General features: G+C 48.4%; 13 protein-coding genes. All 13 read right to left on the bottom strand.

Going from position 1 to position 16,965, the window contains the following annotated elements; genetic code table 11:
• Window positions 1–27: 27 nt before the first annotated feature.
• Window positions 28–1,530 carry an FGGY-family carbohydrate kinase gene (locus QFZ78_RS10860; protein ID WP_307547345.1) on the bottom strand — a complete coding sequence of 501 codons (1,503 nt, stop codon included), beginning with the start codon at window positions 1,528–1,530 and terminating at the stop codon, window positions 28–30.
• Between the two features lie 10 nt (window positions 1,531–1,540).
• On the bottom strand, window positions 1,541–3,427 hold the full coding sequence (locus tag QFZ78_RS10865; protein WP_307547347.1) for a beta-N-acetylhexosaminidase: 1,887 nt from the start codon (window positions 3,425–3,427) through the stop codon (window positions 1,541–1,543).
• A complete protein-coding gene (locus tag QFZ78_RS10870; protein WP_307547349.1) occupies window positions 3,424–3,645 on the bottom strand; it encodes a hypothetical protein in 222 nt (73 codons plus the stop codon). The genes QFZ78_RS10865 and QFZ78_RS10870 overlap by 4 nt, the downstream gene beginning before the upstream one ends.
• A 16-nt stretch (window positions 3,646–3,661) precedes the next feature.
• Entirely contained in the window at window positions 3,662–4,972 is a 1,311-nt protein-coding gene (locus tag QFZ78_RS10875) for an FAD-dependent oxidoreductase (RefSeq protein WP_307547351.1), read from the bottom strand.
• A 25-nt stretch (window positions 4,973–4,997) separates the two neighbouring features.
• On the bottom strand, window positions 4,998–7,145 hold the full coding sequence (locus QFZ78_RS10880) for a Sip1-related alpha-galactosidase (RefSeq protein WP_307547352.1): 2,148 nt from the start codon (window positions 7,143–7,145) through the stop codon (window positions 4,998–5,000).
• Window positions 7,146–7,155: 10 nt separating this feature from the next.
• Window positions 7,156–8,136, bottom strand: a complete 981-nt coding sequence (locus QFZ78_RS10885; protein WP_307547353.1) for an ROK family protein — start codon at window positions 8,134–8,136, stop codon at window positions 7,156–7,158.
• The gene (locus QFZ78_RS10890; RefSeq protein WP_307547355.1) at window positions 8,133–8,765 is read right to left on the bottom strand and encodes a D-sedoheptulose-7-phosphate isomerase; all 633 of its coding nucleotides are present in this window, start codon (window positions 8,763–8,765) and stop codon (window positions 8,133–8,135) included. The genes QFZ78_RS10885 and QFZ78_RS10890 overlap by 4 nt, the downstream gene beginning before the upstream one ends.
• A 24-nt stretch (window positions 8,766–8,789) precedes the next feature.
• A complete protein-coding gene (locus QFZ78_RS10895) occupies window positions 8,790–10,082 on the bottom strand; it encodes a four-carbon acid sugar kinase family protein (protein WP_307547357.1) in 1,293 nt (430 codons plus the stop codon).
• The gene (locus QFZ78_RS10900; RefSeq protein WP_307547359.1) at window positions 10,079–10,738 is read right to left on the bottom strand and encodes a class II aldolase/adducin family protein; all 660 of its coding nucleotides are present in this window, start codon (window positions 10,736–10,738) and stop codon (window positions 10,079–10,081) included. Before QFZ78_RS10900 ends, QFZ78_RS10895 begins: the two co-directional genes overlap by 4 nt.
• Window positions 10,739–13,171: an alpha-mannosidase gene (locus QFZ78_RS10905; RefSeq protein ID WP_307547362.1), complete on the bottom strand. Its 2,433-nt coding sequence runs from the start codon at window positions 13,169–13,171 to the stop codon at window positions 10,739–10,741.
• Window positions 13,172–13,188: 17 nt separating this feature from the next.
• On the bottom strand, window positions 13,189–14,109 hold the full coding sequence (locus QFZ78_RS10910) for a class II fructose-bisphosphate aldolase (protein WP_307547364.1): 921 nt from the start codon (window positions 14,107–14,109) through the stop codon (window positions 13,189–13,191).
• Window positions 14,110–14,154: 45 nt separating this feature from the next.
• Window positions 14,155–14,817, bottom strand: a complete 663-nt coding sequence (locus tag QFZ78_RS10915) for an aspartate/glutamate racemase family protein (RefSeq protein ID WP_307547366.1) — start codon at window positions 14,815–14,817, stop codon at window positions 14,155–14,157.
• 107 nt (window positions 14,818–14,924) lie between these two features.
• The gene (locus QFZ78_RS10920) at window positions 14,925–16,964 is read right to left on the bottom strand and encodes a hypothetical protein (protein ID WP_307547368.1); all 2,040 of its coding nucleotides are present in this window, start codon (window positions 16,962–16,964) and stop codon (window positions 14,925–14,927) included.
• Window position 16,965: the final 1 nt, after the last annotated feature.

Consider the following 16,965-nt stretch of genomic DNA (forward strand, 5'->3'; position numbering starts at 1 on the left):
ATATGTTTACCCCATCTCTTACAGTTATTATTGCAAACTTAGCCACATGTCGTATTCTAGGAGCATCGGACGAAAGCGCGAGAAGCCATTCTCGAACAAGGACCGATATTGGGCGTTTCTCAAAGGATCAGGCACGTAATCTTGTGACTCTTGTGCTGGTAAAGCATGTATAGCTTCCTCGAAAGAAGCGTACACACCAGAACCGACACCCGCCATTAAAGCAGCGCCAAGCAGTGTTGCTTCCGGCAAATTCGGATGCTGCAGCTCGATGCCGGAAACGTCTGCTTTTATTTGCAGCCAGTGTTTATTCTTGGCGCCCCCACCTACAACAATCAGTTTGTTGATGGGCTCTCCCCCTACTTTTTCGGCTTCCTGCCGCAGCCATTCCATCTGGTAAGCGTTTCCTTCCAATATGGCCTTGAACATATCGCCTCGACTATGACGCGTAGTAAGTCCAATCCAGCAAGCCTTAGCCAAGGCATTCGGAGAAGGCGCGCCGCAGCCAGACAGATAGGGGTAGTACAGAATACCCGTTGGAGCAGGGGCAACCTGGTCCAACATGCCCAGAATTTCGGAATATGATAAATCTCCTTTATCCAAAAGATCCCGCAGCCATTCGATGGAGCCACCGGAAGCCGAGTGACCGCCCATCCAAAACATGTGATCCGGCAAAGGATGGCGTCCAAAGGCAAGTCCAGAACGATAATCGGCTTCCCCGAGCTCCCTTATGCCGAAGTGCCCCACTAGCGTCTCCGCAGTGCCCATGGAATTATAGACATGTCCAACCTCTGGTTGACCAATCGTCAGAGAAGCACATACATGATCATGCCCGGCAAGACAAACGGATGTTTCAGGTCTTAAACCAAGTCTCCGACTAACTTCAGGCAGTACGGTTCCTATGGAAGTCCCCGTTGCAACTACAGTTGGAAAATGACTTTCATCAAGTCCAAAATGCTGGATTAACGGCAGATTCCACGTCCGCTTATCCATCCGATACACGAATGTTCGGGCAGCAAGTGTTTCCTCCTCCGCAAACCTTCCTGTAAGTAAATAAGCAACAAAGGAGGAAACGGATAGCCAAACACCGCCTTCAAGCGCCTCGGGCTGTGTTTCCTGTATCCAGAGCAGCTTCGACAGCCCTTGTTTAAAAGACGTGTGAAGTCCGCTTTGGCAAAACTGCTCGTAAGCATCAATTTCACTTTTTATCCGTGCCTCATAGGGTAATGCACACGTCTCAAACCATGGAATAATCATCGTCTTGGCTGCACCGGTTTGGCGATCAACCAGCAGCCCGCTTTCAGCCATACTGGTTATGCCCATGGAATGAATAGAAAGAATGCCCGCTTCAGTTACCACTTCCTTGATAAGTTCGACAACGGTGTTCCACAGATACTGTGGATCATAGTAAACATACCCCTGTGCATGCTGGTGCTTCCGATTAGCCCTAATTGCCGTAGCCAGCAGGTTTCCATTTTCATCAGCTACTCCTGCTTTCATGTTCGTTGTACCTATATCCAAAGCTAAAAACAAAGTAGCCACCTCATCCTGAGAAAGTTCCCGCAGTCACAATGCGATGGTAGGAGCCGCGTCCCAGCGTACCTTCCCTCATGACCCACGGAGCATCGAAAAAGAGCCGCTGCTCTTCCAATTCCTCCAACTGGTTAACGCTTCCAGAAAGATAGTCTTGAATTCGCTGTTGTGCCGTCTCCAGTCGGGATAGTACGCCTCCGTATCTGATATCAATAACTTCCCAACCGAATGGTGTGTTCTCGGCTAGCCATATGGTGCGATGGCATTTCCGCAGATGATCTACAGCACCCCGTAGAGAGCTGATTTCCGATACGATATGCCTCAATTGATCCAAATCATTTGCGTCATAAGCGCTTTTTAACCGTATCCCCATATCGCATTTCACACGCAGCACGCCAGCCAGCTGTTCATAAAACACGAAAAGTCGGCCCCAATCCCCGTTCCTTCCTATAGCAGCCGACATCTTCAACTGCAAATCAGCATAATGCCCGCTTAACGGCAGTCCTTGCACGTTAGAATCATACAAGCCGATCAACACGTCCTGCCACAACAAAAATTTCGAAGGATTAGATTCCTGCATGTTATTTTTGGATATACCTGGCGTTTCATCAAAGGCGTTGAGGGCTAAAAAGTCGTCCCAATTGCCTCCGGTACAGAAAGCAAAGCGTTCAGCCAGCTTCGCCTCCTCCACCTTCTCCGAATACCCATGCTCCGCAAAAAGCTGCATGCCAGCCAAACCGGTAAACACACTCGTCTCCGCGCCATTGTCCCCCCACATGGTAGCAAAGACGTCTCGAACTCCTTCTGATTTACAGGCATTCAATGCGGCTAAAGTGGTAGCCATGGTCTTGCCGTAATTGGGCGCAACACTGCCCCATGTCCAAATCCCACCAGCAAATACAGGGCCAGCGCCAAAAGCTCTATGTTTCTCTATAAACGTACGATAAAAAGCTTCGTCATCATGGTAATAATCCCAATAGACGTACTGCACATTCGTAGGCATATCGGCTATTACATCCGCTGGAATCTGCCCGTTTAAATCGTAATAATTGCCTGTTTTTGAGCCTAGGCGGAAATACATGTCACTCCAAATCATCGGTGAAAGTCCGAACTCACCACAGATATCGACAACTTGCTTCAAGTGTTCATTCATGATATCAAAGCGTTTGCGGTAGCCGTTCTGCTCCAGATAGCGTCCAAGACCCAGCTGATGGGCTTCATCCATCCCAATATGAATATTCTTACTGCGAAACGGAGCCGCCGCCGCCTCAATCAAATGTCGAATAAACATGTATGTTTTCTCACTGCCAACTAACAAAATATCACTGGTATCGCGGATATCTCCGGCGTAGTTCCATTTCAAGGCTTCCGTCAAATGGGCAAGGGTTTGAATGCATGGCACGATTTCAATGCCCAAGGAAAAAGCATAGTCGTCACAAGCCTTCAATTGCTGAGCCGAAAAGCGTCCCCGCATGTAGCCGAAATAAGGATACGGCTCAACGGAAAATGTATCTTCTGTATACAGCATAAGCCGGTTTAGCCCCATCAATGCCATTTTTCGCAGCATCGCTTCAACCGATCCTACCGTCAAGACCGAATTGCGTGATACGTCTACCATGACGCCATTGGTGTCAAACTGTACATGTTCCGTTAGATGGAAATGGGCCCTGCTCTTGTAATGCTGTATCCAAAGGCCAAATGCACGAAAAAAATGAATGGGCTCTTTATAACGAATCCAGCCTTTCCCGTCTTTAAAGCCTGCTTCCAATTGATTATCGTTTGATCGGACGACCTGAATCACTAAACCATCAGGACTGAGTGTGCATCCTAGCTCCTTACTTACAACACATAGTCCCGCTTCGAGTTCTTGCAAATCGCCTTCCAAATGAAGCCTCATATCTTCATCTCCTCACAAGTGCGTAGTATGGATTCACTGTTCGTTTCAATATCAAGCTGCAGCTGTAGTGGGTGCGTTCGGCGATAGGGCTGCTCCGTATCAAGCCAAATACGCAAACTTTCTGCATCCTTGTCGAGCAATTGCCCATTAAGAGTCCGCAGCTGCTGCAACGCTTGCTTGGCAAGAAGAGATCGGCCATCGCTCACATACTGAACCAACACTTCATAACCTAGTCTACTGCCGCACCTGGCAAGCGCTCTGGCGAGCGGCGAAGCCTTCCCTTCTACCGAACCAATAGCTGTCTACCCCGCCCAGTGTCCCGGTTCCGCCAAGCCCTGGATTCATATCCACGAGAAGCGTGTTCACGTCTTCCCCTGCTGCTGTAATGGATGCACAGGCACCGCTCGAGCCGCCTCCAATGATGAGCACATCTACCTTCTTGAGCGTAGGAATTGGAGCGTCTATCTTTTTCCATGTATTTGGTGTAATTACTTGTTTAGTAGAAGGCCTTCCAATTAATTCAATTGCCAGCTGCATACCCGCTTCAACCGCTAGAATCGGATCTAGACATACCGGAAGCTGTTTACACAAGCTATAAATGCCAGGCATCTCATTCGTTGTCTGCTGCATATCAATCGCCTGTGGGTCAGGATTGCCTTGCTGCGTCTCCGCACCGCTAAGCGGTATTGGACCGTGAAGCTCGAAGGACGATCCGCATAGTACCGCTTTCCTGAATGCTGGAACATGCTTTACCAAATAGGCCGTTAACGCCATGCCGCGCATGCGCGCCTCCAGTTCGCGTTCACCCACTGTTTCAATCTCGTTGGCACTCGCTAATTGCAACCAGTACTCGACATAGCGATGCTGCTTCCCACGATAACCCTCCATCAGTCGGACTTGACCGCCCAATAGTCCCAAATGCTCAGGAACCGCATACGTAAGCTCTTCAGCAGCTACATCTGGCCACTCAACTCCAGTAAATTCCAATATTCTTGCAAACGCTGCCTCTTCATCGGATGCAAAATCAACCACCGTTTCACCGCAAAGACGTGAGACTATCGCGGTTTCCGTTGTATCAATCTGCTTGCTGCAGCGGATGAATTGACTGCCTGTTTTATTAGCAATCACAATGCCTTCCAGACCTATTTCCTGATCGTAACCTACAATGGCAACTGGAAGTGAAGCATAAATGAGCTCAATACCATGCGATAGTAGTTTATCTTCCAGTGCCCGCTTAAGGCGATCTGGATGCAGCGGAATATGAACCATGTCAGCAGCACCTGCTTGTGTACCAGACTGCTCCATGACAAACTGAATCAGCTCAGGCCAATTCCGATCAACATGCGAAGAAAGGTTAAGCCACGGACGAAGAGAGGCGGTTAATTCCCGCCCCAAATAAGTCCGTGGCTCAATGATCATGACCTGTTGTCCGGCCTTGGCCAATTCGACCGCGCATGCAATACCAGCAAAAGAACCCCCGATGATAACAACATCTTTGTTAGCTAATACGGGAATTTCCGCTTCCCATTGGGTCGCCTTGTCCATGTCATCTCTCCTCCACATGCACGTGTTATTCCGATACGGAAAGAACAATATTCAGCTTTTCATCCAACATCGGAACGTCTACTTCATACAAATGCTCGCTGATAAGTAAGACTGGAAGCACCTTGCCATTCAACTGCGCGGAAACACGACTGTTCTCCGACACGAACCGGAACGTACCGCCTTCTTTGAGCTGAAGCGATTGTGTAGATCCTTCCGATTTCACTTCGCTAACCGCATCTGTTGCTACATACTTGTTTGTCAAACCAATTGGTGTCACAGCACCCTCTGAAGGAATGATCAGGTAAAGTGCACATTGACCTGGCTGCAGCTCATAAGCATGCTGTTCGCCCTGACGCATGATCTTCATCTCACCAGAGAAATGTTCATAGAGTACAAACTCATCGCCTTCCAATCCTGGAACGTCGGACGGACCTACTGTGCCATTGACTGAGTCCGTATATTTACCAATATGGAACGCGGCAACGACACCGGATGACTTGGCGATATTCCATAGCTTGAGCGGTACGGTTTCCTTCGTAGGATCAAGGAACAAGCAATCAGCCGTAGGGTTCGGCGTTTGCTCACAGCGAATGATTTTTCCGTTGTTATAAATTAATGGCCATATTTTTGAAGCATCGGTGTTGCCGGGGGCATCACTGAAATAAATCGGACCACCGCTGACCGAGCGGAGTACGGCATTTTGGATATCATCATGATTCTTAGTCCAGTACATATCCCAGTCGCCATAATAAAAAGCACCGTGATAGTAGGAATTATAAGCATTTTGCAAGGCATGCTCGGCGAACCCAAATTGATCTTGGGGAACGAAATCATCGCTGTTGCGAGACACAGATGACTTAGGACGGTGCCACATATTTTCCGCTGCCATCCCCATGCAGTTAATGATCGTATTGTTAAAATGCAATGCCGCTGATGCTTCCAGCGCCTCATGAGCAGCAGCTGCAGCCTCACCAATCGACCACTCATGCTTGGTGAAGTTTAAGACGGCGCTTTGGCTGTCTACTTTCACAAAATCGATACCTTGACGCTCCAAGAAGGAATGCCAAGCATGCCAGAAACCAAAGCCACGGCCCGCATCCGGATATGGAATTAAGCTCCCTTTGGCATTGCTGTATAGATAATCGCTGAATTGCTTCGCGAGTGGGCTATCCGGATGAATGCCGCCCCAATAACCGGCAATGGTATGCCAGACTCCGACCCAACGAATGCCATACTTTTCTTTGAGCTCACGGACCGTACCCGTAAGACCTTGGGGAAATTTCTCTACATCCGCCTCAAACGAGGACAACTTTTTATCTAACGTCTGTGACCATCCATCATCAATCATCACCCATTGCACCGGCAAGCTAGCAGCCTGCATCTCTTCGGCTTTTACCAACAGACCTTCTTCATTGACCTGATGATAGAACGCATCCCAGCTGCACCAGCCAAGAGAGTCCAGAATTTCAGGATAGGGTTTACGTGCGCGAGGCAGCGTGGGGTAATCAAGGGTATGCAGCGCAGCTTCCACATGTCGCTCTACAAGCTGGTAAGGATCAGTCCCCGTGCCTAATACAAACGATAACGACTCACAGCGCGTTCTTCCTCCTTGATGCGAAGAAACGCGAATTTGCAAGCCTTCCTCTATACCGCACACATCCGTTCGGAACACAGGACCACATACAGGAAGCAAATGGTAGAATGATGATTCCTTACGCCACAGCAAAGATTGTGTCCGTTCAGGTAATGTCGACCAGTTTGGGTCAAAATGTGGTCGTGTCCACCAATCTTTATGCTGATAATTGGCCATTAAACCATCAATATTCGTCATGCCTTGTGCATGAATGATGATGCCATTCTGAGCGGCAAAGCAGAGTTGTTTGCCAAAATCGTTGGCATTTTTCATTTCTCCCTGCACCGATGTCAGTACAAAGGATTCATAACAGCGGAACTGTAAATGAACAACAGCCGTGTCTGCTTCATTCGTATAGGTTACTTTCGTTTCTGTGTAATCACCGAGATCATCAGTTCCCGCAGTCTTTTCGCTTGCTCCGCGCAGAAGTGGCAATGCCGGACCCGAATCTGGCGTCACGGTAACACCAATACGGCCCAGAACATCCTGCAAGCCGCTTGAACTTAGATTTTGCAGTTCGATTTCATTAAGTTGAAACATAGGGGCCTCCTTATAAGCGTTGTTGTTCAAATTCATGAAGCGCTACGGATAAGCTGGCGGCATCTCCGACATTATCCTTTAAACCTGAAGGAACAATTCTGCAAACACCTAGTGAAATCGGCAGCGCCTCGCGTTCCAGCTCCTCCATAACAAGAGGGGCAAGCATGGATTCCTGCCGTTCATAAATACTGCCGATGACGATGGTATCCGGATTGAGGATGTCAATTAGGATCGCAAGTCCTCTGCCTAGCTGCCAACTTACCTTACGGATGACCAGCATCGCCAGCTCATCGCCAGCGTGCGCGGCTTCAAATACATCTTTCGTTGTGAGCTCTTGAAGCTGATCCTTAGCTTGTGGAAGAATCGTCGATTTTCCTGCTGTGAACCAGTCTTCCGCCATCTTTTGAGCCAGTCGGGCAATACCGCCGCCGCTGCAAAACCCTTCGAACGAACCTTGTTTACCATAGCCTAGAGGTCCATCCTCAGCTAAACGGATATGCCCAACCTCGCCGGCCATATCGTTCGCACCTGCATATAAGCGGCCATTTAGAATTAGACCCGCACCCATTCCGGTACCAAAGGTCAAGAAGATCATATTCTGGGAACCTCGTCCTGCTCCCCATTTCCACTCGGCCAACGCACAGGCGTTAGCGTCATTTTGCAATCCGACAGCTACATGGAAACGTTCTCTAAAAGGGGCAAGCACATCAATACGGTCCCAGCCAGGTAAATTGGGCGGCGACAGCACGAGGCCATCCCTACTGCTTAAAGGCCCGCCACAGCTAATGCCGATAGCTTGCAGCTTACCTTCAGGATGGCGCTTCAGCAGCTGCTCTAGCGCGTCACCAAGCTGCATAAGAGCTTCTTTCGGCGTTGCTGGCGTCGGAAAGCTTATTTTATCTAAGATGTTAACGGTCTCTCCAGCCGTGATACCAAGTACCGCAGCACACTTCGTACCTCCGATATCAATGCCACCTAACAGAGGACTCATACGAAGAATGCCTCCTCCAGCATCATGCATAGCACATGGTAGATTGGAAGATGGCGTTCCTGAATATCCGGTGTTGAACGATAAGGCACACGAATCGTCACATCGCAAAGTTCTTTTAAGCGGCCTCCGCCTTCCCCAGTCAAACCAATGGTATAGACACCTAGTGCTTTGGCAACTTGCACTGCGTGTACAATATTAGCCGAGTTACCTGATGTACTAAATACAACGAGTGTATCCTCCGGCTTGCCGTAGCCGTATACCTGCTGCGCGAATACCATATCTGCCGCCACATCGTTATTGAAAGCAGTAGCAAACGCTGTATGGCTGACAAGCGAAATAGCCGGCAGCGCACCTTGCAAATGATCAGCCAGATATGTCCCCTGATCTTCGCCATGAAGCATCATTTTGTCTCTTTGCTCCTTGGGTAGCTTGCGAGGTGACATAAATCCTTTCATCAACTCGCCCACAACGTGTTCACAATCAGCTGCACTTCCTCCGTTACCGGCAAGCAGCATTTTGCCTCCCTTTTCAAACGACACCTTCATAGCTTCAAATGCCTCTTGGATCGATGAACGACACGGTTCCAAGTCTGGATATTTCACGAAAAGCTGTTCCAACGTTTGACTCATACGTCAATCTCCTCCTAATACAAGTTATGTTTGTTTCAAGTGTTCAATAGCTTCTATGAAAAAGGGTTCGCTGCCAAAGCTGCCTGATTTCAACACCAAAAAGAGCTGCGGCGCTTGCAGTGTTAAACAGGACGGCAGACCCGGCTCAATTTCTTGCCAGATGCTCAGTCCGCCAATGCCCAGCTTATCGCAGACAGCAGCGGACGTTTCCCCTCCAGCGATGAGCAGACGTTGCTGTCCTGTCTCATGGACGACCGATTGTATGACGTCGGACAGCGCATTCGAAACGATAACGGACACCTCCGTGTTGCCGTAGCCGAGTTCAACGCCTTTTACTTTCGTCGCCGCCACCTTGAGCGGACTATTCGAGGCGTGAATGAGTACGTCCTGACCGTCCTTTAGAAGTCTCGACGCCTGTTCGACCAATTGCTTGCAGAGCGCTTGCTTCTCCATTGGGTCAAACAAGAGCAAGGAATCGAGCTCCAACGCTGTCAGGCCCTGCTTTTTGGCATAGGCAATTTGGGCAGCCGTTTGCGGCATTAAGCTGCCTGCGGCGCACAAAACAGCCGAGCGTCCAAGCGCTGGCAGCTTATTCGCAACACCCTTTTGGAGGGCATTCGGCTTTTCTAACAACGCCAATTCCTCGGCCAATGCTGAGCTTCCGCAAATAATCGGCTCAGCATGAACCGCTTGCGCAATGGTCTTCAGTGACTGCTGATCACACACATCGAGGATGACATAGGTGTGGCCTGATTGCTTCATCAATGCAATTTGCTCCTCTAACACAGAAACCCCTTGTTCTACAATGTGAATGGGAATAAGTCCTACACGGCGGTCCGTTTGTGATTGTAAAATATCAACCAAATTGGAGCTGCGCATCGGATGCACAGGATCATTTCTAAACTCGGATTCTTCCAGTTTTTTACCATGTACATAATGAATACCATTCAATGTAGTACGTCCATTTTTTGGAAAACCAAGCACGATTATGCCAAAAGATGCCTCAAGTGCATCAAGCATGGCATCAAATTCTATCCCGATATTGCCTCGGAAAACGGAGCACGTTTTATTGATAAATCGTGCGCACCCAGCTTCCTGCAGCCGCTTCGTCATCTGGTACACCTTCGTGTAAGCATCATCCGGCGTATCTAATCGGGAGTGCGTATCGAGAACAAGCACTTCCGGATCGGCGCCACTGCTCTGTTCTCTCCCAGTCCACGCCTCCATCGGGTAGACATGTGTGCTGATGTTTGCCTTAGCGTACATGATGCCGATGTCATTAGCCCCTGTAATATCGTCTGCGATAATACCAATCAATCGGAGAACCTCCTTCTTGGCCTATAGCCCGACTCGTTCAAGAAGCTTTGAACCACGTATTCTGGCAGCTTGCGCAGGGAAATCCCCGAACTCTTCGCCATCACATACATCTTGCAAGCCATTTCAAGTGTGTGCATGGCCATGCGTGCTTCCTTCACATTCTTGTCATAAACAAGCACACCGTGATTTTCGAGGAAAAGCACATTCGCTTTGCTGGCCTTCTCCCGCACTGCATCACCAAGCTCACGTGAACCTGGATGAAAATAAGGAACGCGTTCTATGCGTTCCAGATAATACATCGTTTCAACAAACCATTCGGATGGCAAATGTTCTGCCGAGCAGGCAAGCATCGTGCTGTAAAAGGGTGAAGCATGAAGCACAGCCCCTACATCAGGACGAGTTTCGTAAATGGCTTGGTGCATGGGCACTTCTTTGGAAGGCTTCTTCCCAGTCGCAGAGGACGAGGTGCTGCCCAATAAAGAGCACTCAACGAAGTCGTCTTCGCCCAGTTCCCCAAGGTCTGTACCGCTTGCTGTAATTAAATAGTGGTCAGCTTTGGTTCGCGCACTGATATTGCCTGCGTTTCCCCAAGCCAAGCCGTTATTCAGCATGTAACGCCCAGCTTCCTGCAGCTGCTGCCAAACCAATGTCTCCATCTACTCCACATCCCATTCCAGCATATTGGTTTCTTTGATCGGCAATTCCGGATTCTTTGGCACGCGGAAGGTCTTGATCTCGCATGGGTTAAAATCCGCCTTAATGACACGCTTCCATCTAGGCAGCTCAATCTCGGCTGACGTAGCAGATTTATTCGTCTCATAGACGCGAATAATGAGGTCCTCATTGTCTTCGGCTTTCTTGATCGCACTAACAACGATATTGTCGCGGTTTACTTTCACATAGGAATCAGTTTGAGCGAGCTCACCCTCATGGAACGATTCAATAACCGCAATCGGCTTGCAGTTCAGCTCAGCTGCACGCTTCACCGTACCTGCCTGCTCCCAAGTACCTTCATGAGGCAGTAAGGAGTAAGAGAAACGCTGAATGCCCTGATCGATAAAGGAATACTCGCCGTTCGGATCTGGCTCATAAGGCACATGGTGCGCATAAATAGGACTTCTCAATACAGTCAACGCCATATCTTGGTTATGAATGCTGTAGCTGTATTTGGCATCATTCATTAGGCTGAGGCCGTACATGATGTTGCTTTTACGAGTTACACCTGAGTAATCAATCCAGGTTAATCCTGGTTCTTCTTCGCCGTTATGTTCACGTTCAATCGTACCGTAAGGAATTTCGTAGGTTTGCTTGCTAAAGATGACATTCACCGGGAAAACCAGCTTCAACATTTTGAAGGATTCGCGCCAATCCACCATCACCTGTACATCGATTTGATCGCGGTCCGGATACATGGCGAAATCTTGAACTAGCTTTGAGCTGCCATACTCACTGACAACACGGATAACCGATTTAACGGGACCATGCTCGACACGGAACACCTTTTTCGCCTTGAATGTGCCCGCCTTTTGGTTAAAATGCAGCACATCATGGCTCCAAGTATCCGATTTATCATCCAAGACGATGGGCTTGGCTCCATCTCCTTTAAACACTTCATGATCGACCACTTTATCATGCAGGCTCTTGATGTAGCCTGTTTCTTTATCGAACTCCAAGCGAAAACGCTTATTCTCCATAACTAAGTCGCTTGCTTGAATGGGCTCACCAACCGGTTTATGCGAGGCTGACTCCGCCACCAATTTGTACACCCGATATCCCATAGAAGGCAGCTCAGCCATAAAGCTAAGACGGAAACGGCCATTGGCAGAAGCTTGTGATTGCACCGTCTGGAATGGTACTGGATTCCCCTTGTCATCAAGCAAAACAGTAGTGGGTTTGATGCCTCCTACTTCCAGCTCAACGTTTACACGGCTTTCCCATACATGAGGATTAAAAACAACAATCGGCTTCATGGTTACATCCTGCTCAATGTTGATGCTCCAAGATAAAGATTGAACCGCATAATTAAGGGAACGATCCGCGATAGCCATGGCTTCCCCATACAAATACATCGCGTCTTCATAAGCAGACTCCAAGCTAGTTCCTGCTAATATGTCATGGAACTGATTAAAGAGCACATTTTTCCAAGCTTGCTTGAACTCCGCAGGATAAGGTTGACCCGTGATCCATGAAGCAAGCGCCGAGTACTTCTCTGCGGCCATCAATCGATTCTCTGCTTTGCGATTCCAATGCTTGATGCCTGAATGCGCTGCGTAGCAGCCGCTAGCATGGTGCTGCAAATCATCATGAACGACCGGCAGCTTTAAATTCTTGCTTTCCATCTCTTTGAAATATGCATCCGGCGTTGCAAACTCCAGCTTAGGCAGCGATGGATCCTCGTTCATACGGCGAATGCTCTCGATATTTTCTTTCGTTGGACCGCCCCCATGATTACCAACGCCATAGAACAGCATCAATTCATTGAGCGGCTCTTTGAATTCGCCCAGGCAGCGGCGAACATGGTTTTCCAAATCCTTGCCCCAAGACAAATATTCATACATGATACGGAATGTCATTACTTGTGAGCCATCATCCGATTCCCACATGAACAGACGGCTTGGCAGCCCTTTTTCATTCGGCATCGGACGCATCATCACGTAATAATCCATCCCGCTCTTCTTCAGAATTTGCGGCAGCATACCGTTATGCCCAAAGCTGTCTACGTTATAACCAACTTTAGCTGTTACCCCGAACTTCTCTTTGAAGTAATGTTGACCGTACAGCCCTTGACGGACGAAGGATTCTCCATTCGGAATGTTGCAGTCAGGTTGAATCCACCAACCGCCGACAATATTCCAACGTCCTTCCTGCACGCGCTTTTTGATTTCCGCGAACATCTTAGGCTCGTTATTTTCAATCCATTCGTACATCGCAGCAGAACTGGAAGTGAAAATAAAATCTTCGGACTCTGTCATTCGGTCTAGAGCAGAACGGAATGTAGCCTTCGCCTCTTGGAATCCTTCCTGCCATTGCCATAACCAAACCGGATCCAGATGCGCGTTACCAATCATATAGAGTTTGTTATCTTTCATTGAGAGAATCCCCCGATCTATTTGTTAAAAACGTCCGCTTTACCAGCGCTGTTCAAAAAATGCTTCATTTTTTCCATTACCGTTTTAGTAACGGCATCTCGACCAACTTGCAGCATCTCTGGCGCTAAGTTCTTACATTCTTCATTGGTCATCCGTTCTTCACGACCAAGTGCTTTGAGCAGCGAAAGCTCCAAATCTGTTGCGATATTCACTTTGCTAACACCGCCGTCTGGCAATTGGTAGGCTCTGCGCATCATTTCAGGAGGTACACCCGAACCGCCGTGCAGGACAAGATGAACTGAAGTCAATCTGCGAATTTCCATCAGGCGGTCATAGTCGATTTTCGGCTGCTTCACAACATATACGCCATGTGCGGTACCGCAAGACACGGCCAGCGCATCAACACCAGTCATCGCTACAAACTCAGCCGCTTCCTGTGGATTCGTATATAACTCTTCATCTTTATCCGTTTCTACGAAGTCTGTTGTGCCAATCATACCCAGCTCGGCTTCTACGGAAACGCCTTTCGTATGGGCATATTCCACAACTTCCTTGCTAATCTGCGCATTTTCAGCAAACGGTTTCTCGGATGCATCAATCATGACCGACGTAAAGCCTGCTGCAATTGCTTCTTTAATGGTTTCTAATTCCTTTGTGTGATCCAAATGCAGTACGACAGGAACTGTGATTTGCTGCTCTTTTACTTGACGGTAAAATTCTTCTCCAAATTCAGCTGCTGTAATCCCATAACGAATCAATTCTTTATGTGAAATTTGAACAATTAACGGTGAGTTTGCAATTTGTCCCGCCTTCAGAACGGCAGCAATCATTGGGGTATAACGCGGCGAGAAAGAGCCAATCGCAAAATGGTTCGCTTCAGAAATTTCAAGAGCTTGTTTTAATGTGATTACCGGTGAAGTTGGTGTTGTGTTTGTCATTGTTGTATAACTCCTTTTAATAAAGCTTCTAATAATGAGCTAAAGCTATTGTTGATCCATGACTTGTTTAACCCGCAGCATACCTAAACGCGGGCTGCTGAGAAAACGCGCTTGTTCCTCTGGAGCAAATTGCGAAACCACGCGGGCCATAGAAGCCTGCGCAAGCACAACGACATCCGTATGGGCTGCGAGATTACGGAGTACAGATGCCAGTTCTTCATCATGTCCCTCTTTATCTCCAGCGAGGAGCTTCTGATAAGCAGATTTTGCGACGACTGTATCAATTTGTACCGCTTTGCCAGCTTGCTCCGCTTTGCTGACGAGCATTCGTTTGGTCGGCTGCAATGTCGTTTCGAGCGTTGCCGCAACACCAATCTTGAGTGCTGAATTCACCGCCAACGCAGCCATCGGGTCGTCGATACGAATGATGGGAATACAGAGCTCAGGCTGTACACGGGCAACCAGCTCACCAATGGACGAGCAAGCGCTCAAAATGCAAGAAGCACCTGCTTTCTCGGCAATTTGAGCGTACTGAAGGAACCGCTCTTCAATCTCATTGATTTGCCCGCCATTCGCTGCGAGCTGCGGCAAAATGGAATCATCCACCCAGTTCATCACTTCAACCCCAGGCAGAATCTCTACGGCTAATGCTTTTAAACTTTCCACCGTTACAGGTGTTGTATGGATAATGGCTAGTTTTTTTGTCATCGAAATCGCTCCTTTGCCTGTTTGCAGCACATTTTTTGGAATTTTGGGCACGTTCCCAAAAGTTCCATAGGCTGCTTAGCAGCCTATTTTACCTTAGTGCACTTCAATTATCGCTCGTATAAATCTAATTCATTTTCATAAGGTAAGGAGGCCTGAGCCGCGTATAAAATGAGTCCAATGCACCATGAATGGGATAACGTCAGCATCATGCCCTTCGGCTGGAAGCAATTCGTATTGTAGAAACGTTCTGTTACCATACCTTTATAAGCATTGAAGTCGCCGTCTTCGCGCGCGATAAACTGCAGGAAGCAAGAAATATGATCTCGCGTACGATCTAGATAATATCGGTCTCCTGTATAAGTCCATAACCGAAGCATTTCCGGTACTGCAAAAAGTCCATAATTGTGTAAATGTTGATTGGAGGTTGAGGCCTGATCCGCTCCGCGTGAACAGTAATCATACTGTGCCAGAAGAGAATGTTTAGGAAATTGCAAGTTGTACGTCCAACGGAAAGTCATCATCCAATCCGCTGCACTAGAAGCAAGCTTCAACCAGAGCGGCTGACGATTGAACTCATACAACAGAACGTAGGACACGACAGCGTTGTAAGCATCTTCCGAAGTCGGTGTTAAGTGGACGTCCTCGGGAGCGCCATATATATATTCGTCACGAATGAATCGTTCGTAATAGCTTCCTCCCCGAACTGCAGCAGCTGCGAAACCTTCGTCTTCAAAGTAAGCGGCTCCCTCCAGAAGAGCTGCAATCCACAGCATACCGCCTGCGCCATCCCACTCCTGTACTTCGCCAGTCTCACAATCATAGTAGGAGCCGAAGTTCCCATCGGAACGCTGATGTTCCGCCGCGAAACGAAGATTGGAAAGAACAGCATGCTCCCATTCAGGATGCATGAAACCTGCTTCTCTCTCAAAAGCAAGCGCCCGAACAAGGAACAACGTGGCTTCAGATACCGTTCGGGCCTGCAGCCACGTCTTTTTCGGATTCCAGCCCGCCGTCCAGCCTCTCCCGAGCTCCCATGAGGCCCAGAACGTTCCGCACGGCGCAAGCCCTGTAGCGATTTTATCTAAGACTCGGATGCCTGCTTCCATATAGGATGAAGCCTCTTTTTTCCTGCCATAAGTCAGCAAAGCATAGGCATAAGGTACACCGCTTACCCAACTGACATGCATGTGCGGACGATCGCCCATACCTTTGACATTGTTGTTAAACTCACGGTCGAAAGCAGCTGTTTCTCTAAGAATGTCGTTCTCTTTATCATAGTGCCATTCGTACAGGCCATGAGCCGTTAGTTCTGCTGCTTGCTCCAAGCCCATCCATGGATTCAGCCCATTTACTTGACGATGTATGGCGTACATTTGGCGAACGAATGGATTGTAGCTATGCGCGTCAGAAGTACCTGCGTAAACATAGAAGTGAAACTCTACTTTCTCACCCGGTTGGAACGTATGCATATGCAGATCCGCTGGTGCTGGCACGGCGTTTCCAATGAATGTAACGGGCTCCTCCTTGTAGGGAAAGTTAAGCCAAATTTCCGTCCCTGCTGCATTGCCTCGAAAGCCTAGACCACTAAGTCCAAGCGGGGACATTTCATCCGTACAAAGAGCTCCGCACATCCCGTCATTCCATGCGAACACAGCGGGAAGAGCTGCACGATCAGCACGAAATGACCAATAATCGGATACCATTTGCTGAGAGTCGCCATCTTTAAAGTCATAGCGAGGGTAAGGGCGCAGATTTTTTTCGAATCGATTCTCTTTGTAAAAAGCGCCGGGAATCATCCAATCCGGTTTGCCCGTTCCTTCAAGGCTGCAGCCAAACTGCAAATTGTAAGCAGAAGCTTGCTTGCCCTTGTACGCCACATCCATAAATACTTCGAAATAATCGCAAATATCGCTCATCTGTTTCCAGTTTGACCGTACTTCAAAGTTTTCCGATTGCCCAGAAGCCTGCAGCCCTTCAGATGTTGACGTTATCTCATCGACGGGTACGATTTCCTGTTCCCCGTTCCTGCTACTTGCTGATAACAAATTGGAAAATCGAAGACTTGCTTGCTGCTTGGATTCAGCCGTAGTAATCTCAAATGCCTTCCCTGCATATTCTAAGCTGTTATCCGATAACTTCCACTGCATC

The organism is Paenibacillus sp. V4I5 (assembly GCF_030817255.1).
Lineage (GTDB): Bacteria > Bacillota > Bacilli > Paenibacillales > NBRC-103111 > Paenibacillus_E.

Coding starts and splice junctions, on each gene's coding strand:
- QFZ78_RS10900 (WP_307547359.1), bottom strand. CDS start 10,738: ATGGAGACATTGGTTTGGCAGCAGCTGCAGGAAGCTGGGCGTTACATG.
- QFZ78_RS10905 (WP_307547362.1), bottom strand. CDS start 13,171: ATGAAAGATAACAAACTCTATATGATTGGTAACGCGCATCTGGATCCG.
- QFZ78_RS10915 (WP_307547366.1), bottom strand. CDS start 14,817: ATGACAAAAAAACTAGCCATTATCCATACAACACCTGTAACGGTGGAA.
- QFZ78_RS10910 (WP_307547364.1), bottom strand. CDS start 14,109: ATGACAAACACAACACCAACTTCACCGGTAATCACATTAAAACAAGCT.
- QFZ78_RS10875 (WP_307547351.1), bottom strand. CDS start 4,972: ATGGACAAGGCGACCCAATGGGAAGCGGAAATTCCCGTATTAGCTAAC.
- QFZ78_RS10890 (WP_307547355.1), bottom strand. CDS start 8,765: ATGAGTCAAACGTTGGAACAGCTTTTCGTGAAATATCCAGACTTGGAA.
- QFZ78_RS10885 (WP_307547353.1), bottom strand. CDS start 8,136: ATGAGTCCTCTGTTAGGTGGCATTGATATCGGAGGTACGAAGTGTGCT.
- QFZ78_RS10865 (WP_307547347.1), bottom strand. CDS start 3,427: ATGAGGCTTCATTTGGAAGGCGATTTGCAAGAACTCGAAGCGGGACTA.
- QFZ78_RS10880 (WP_307547352.1), bottom strand. CDS start 7,145: ATGTTTCAACTTAATGAAATCGAACTGCAAAATCTAAGTTCAAGCGGC.
- QFZ78_RS10920 (WP_307547368.1), bottom strand. CDS start 16,964: ATGCAGTGGAAGTTATCGGATAACAGCTTAGAATATGCAGGGAAGGCA.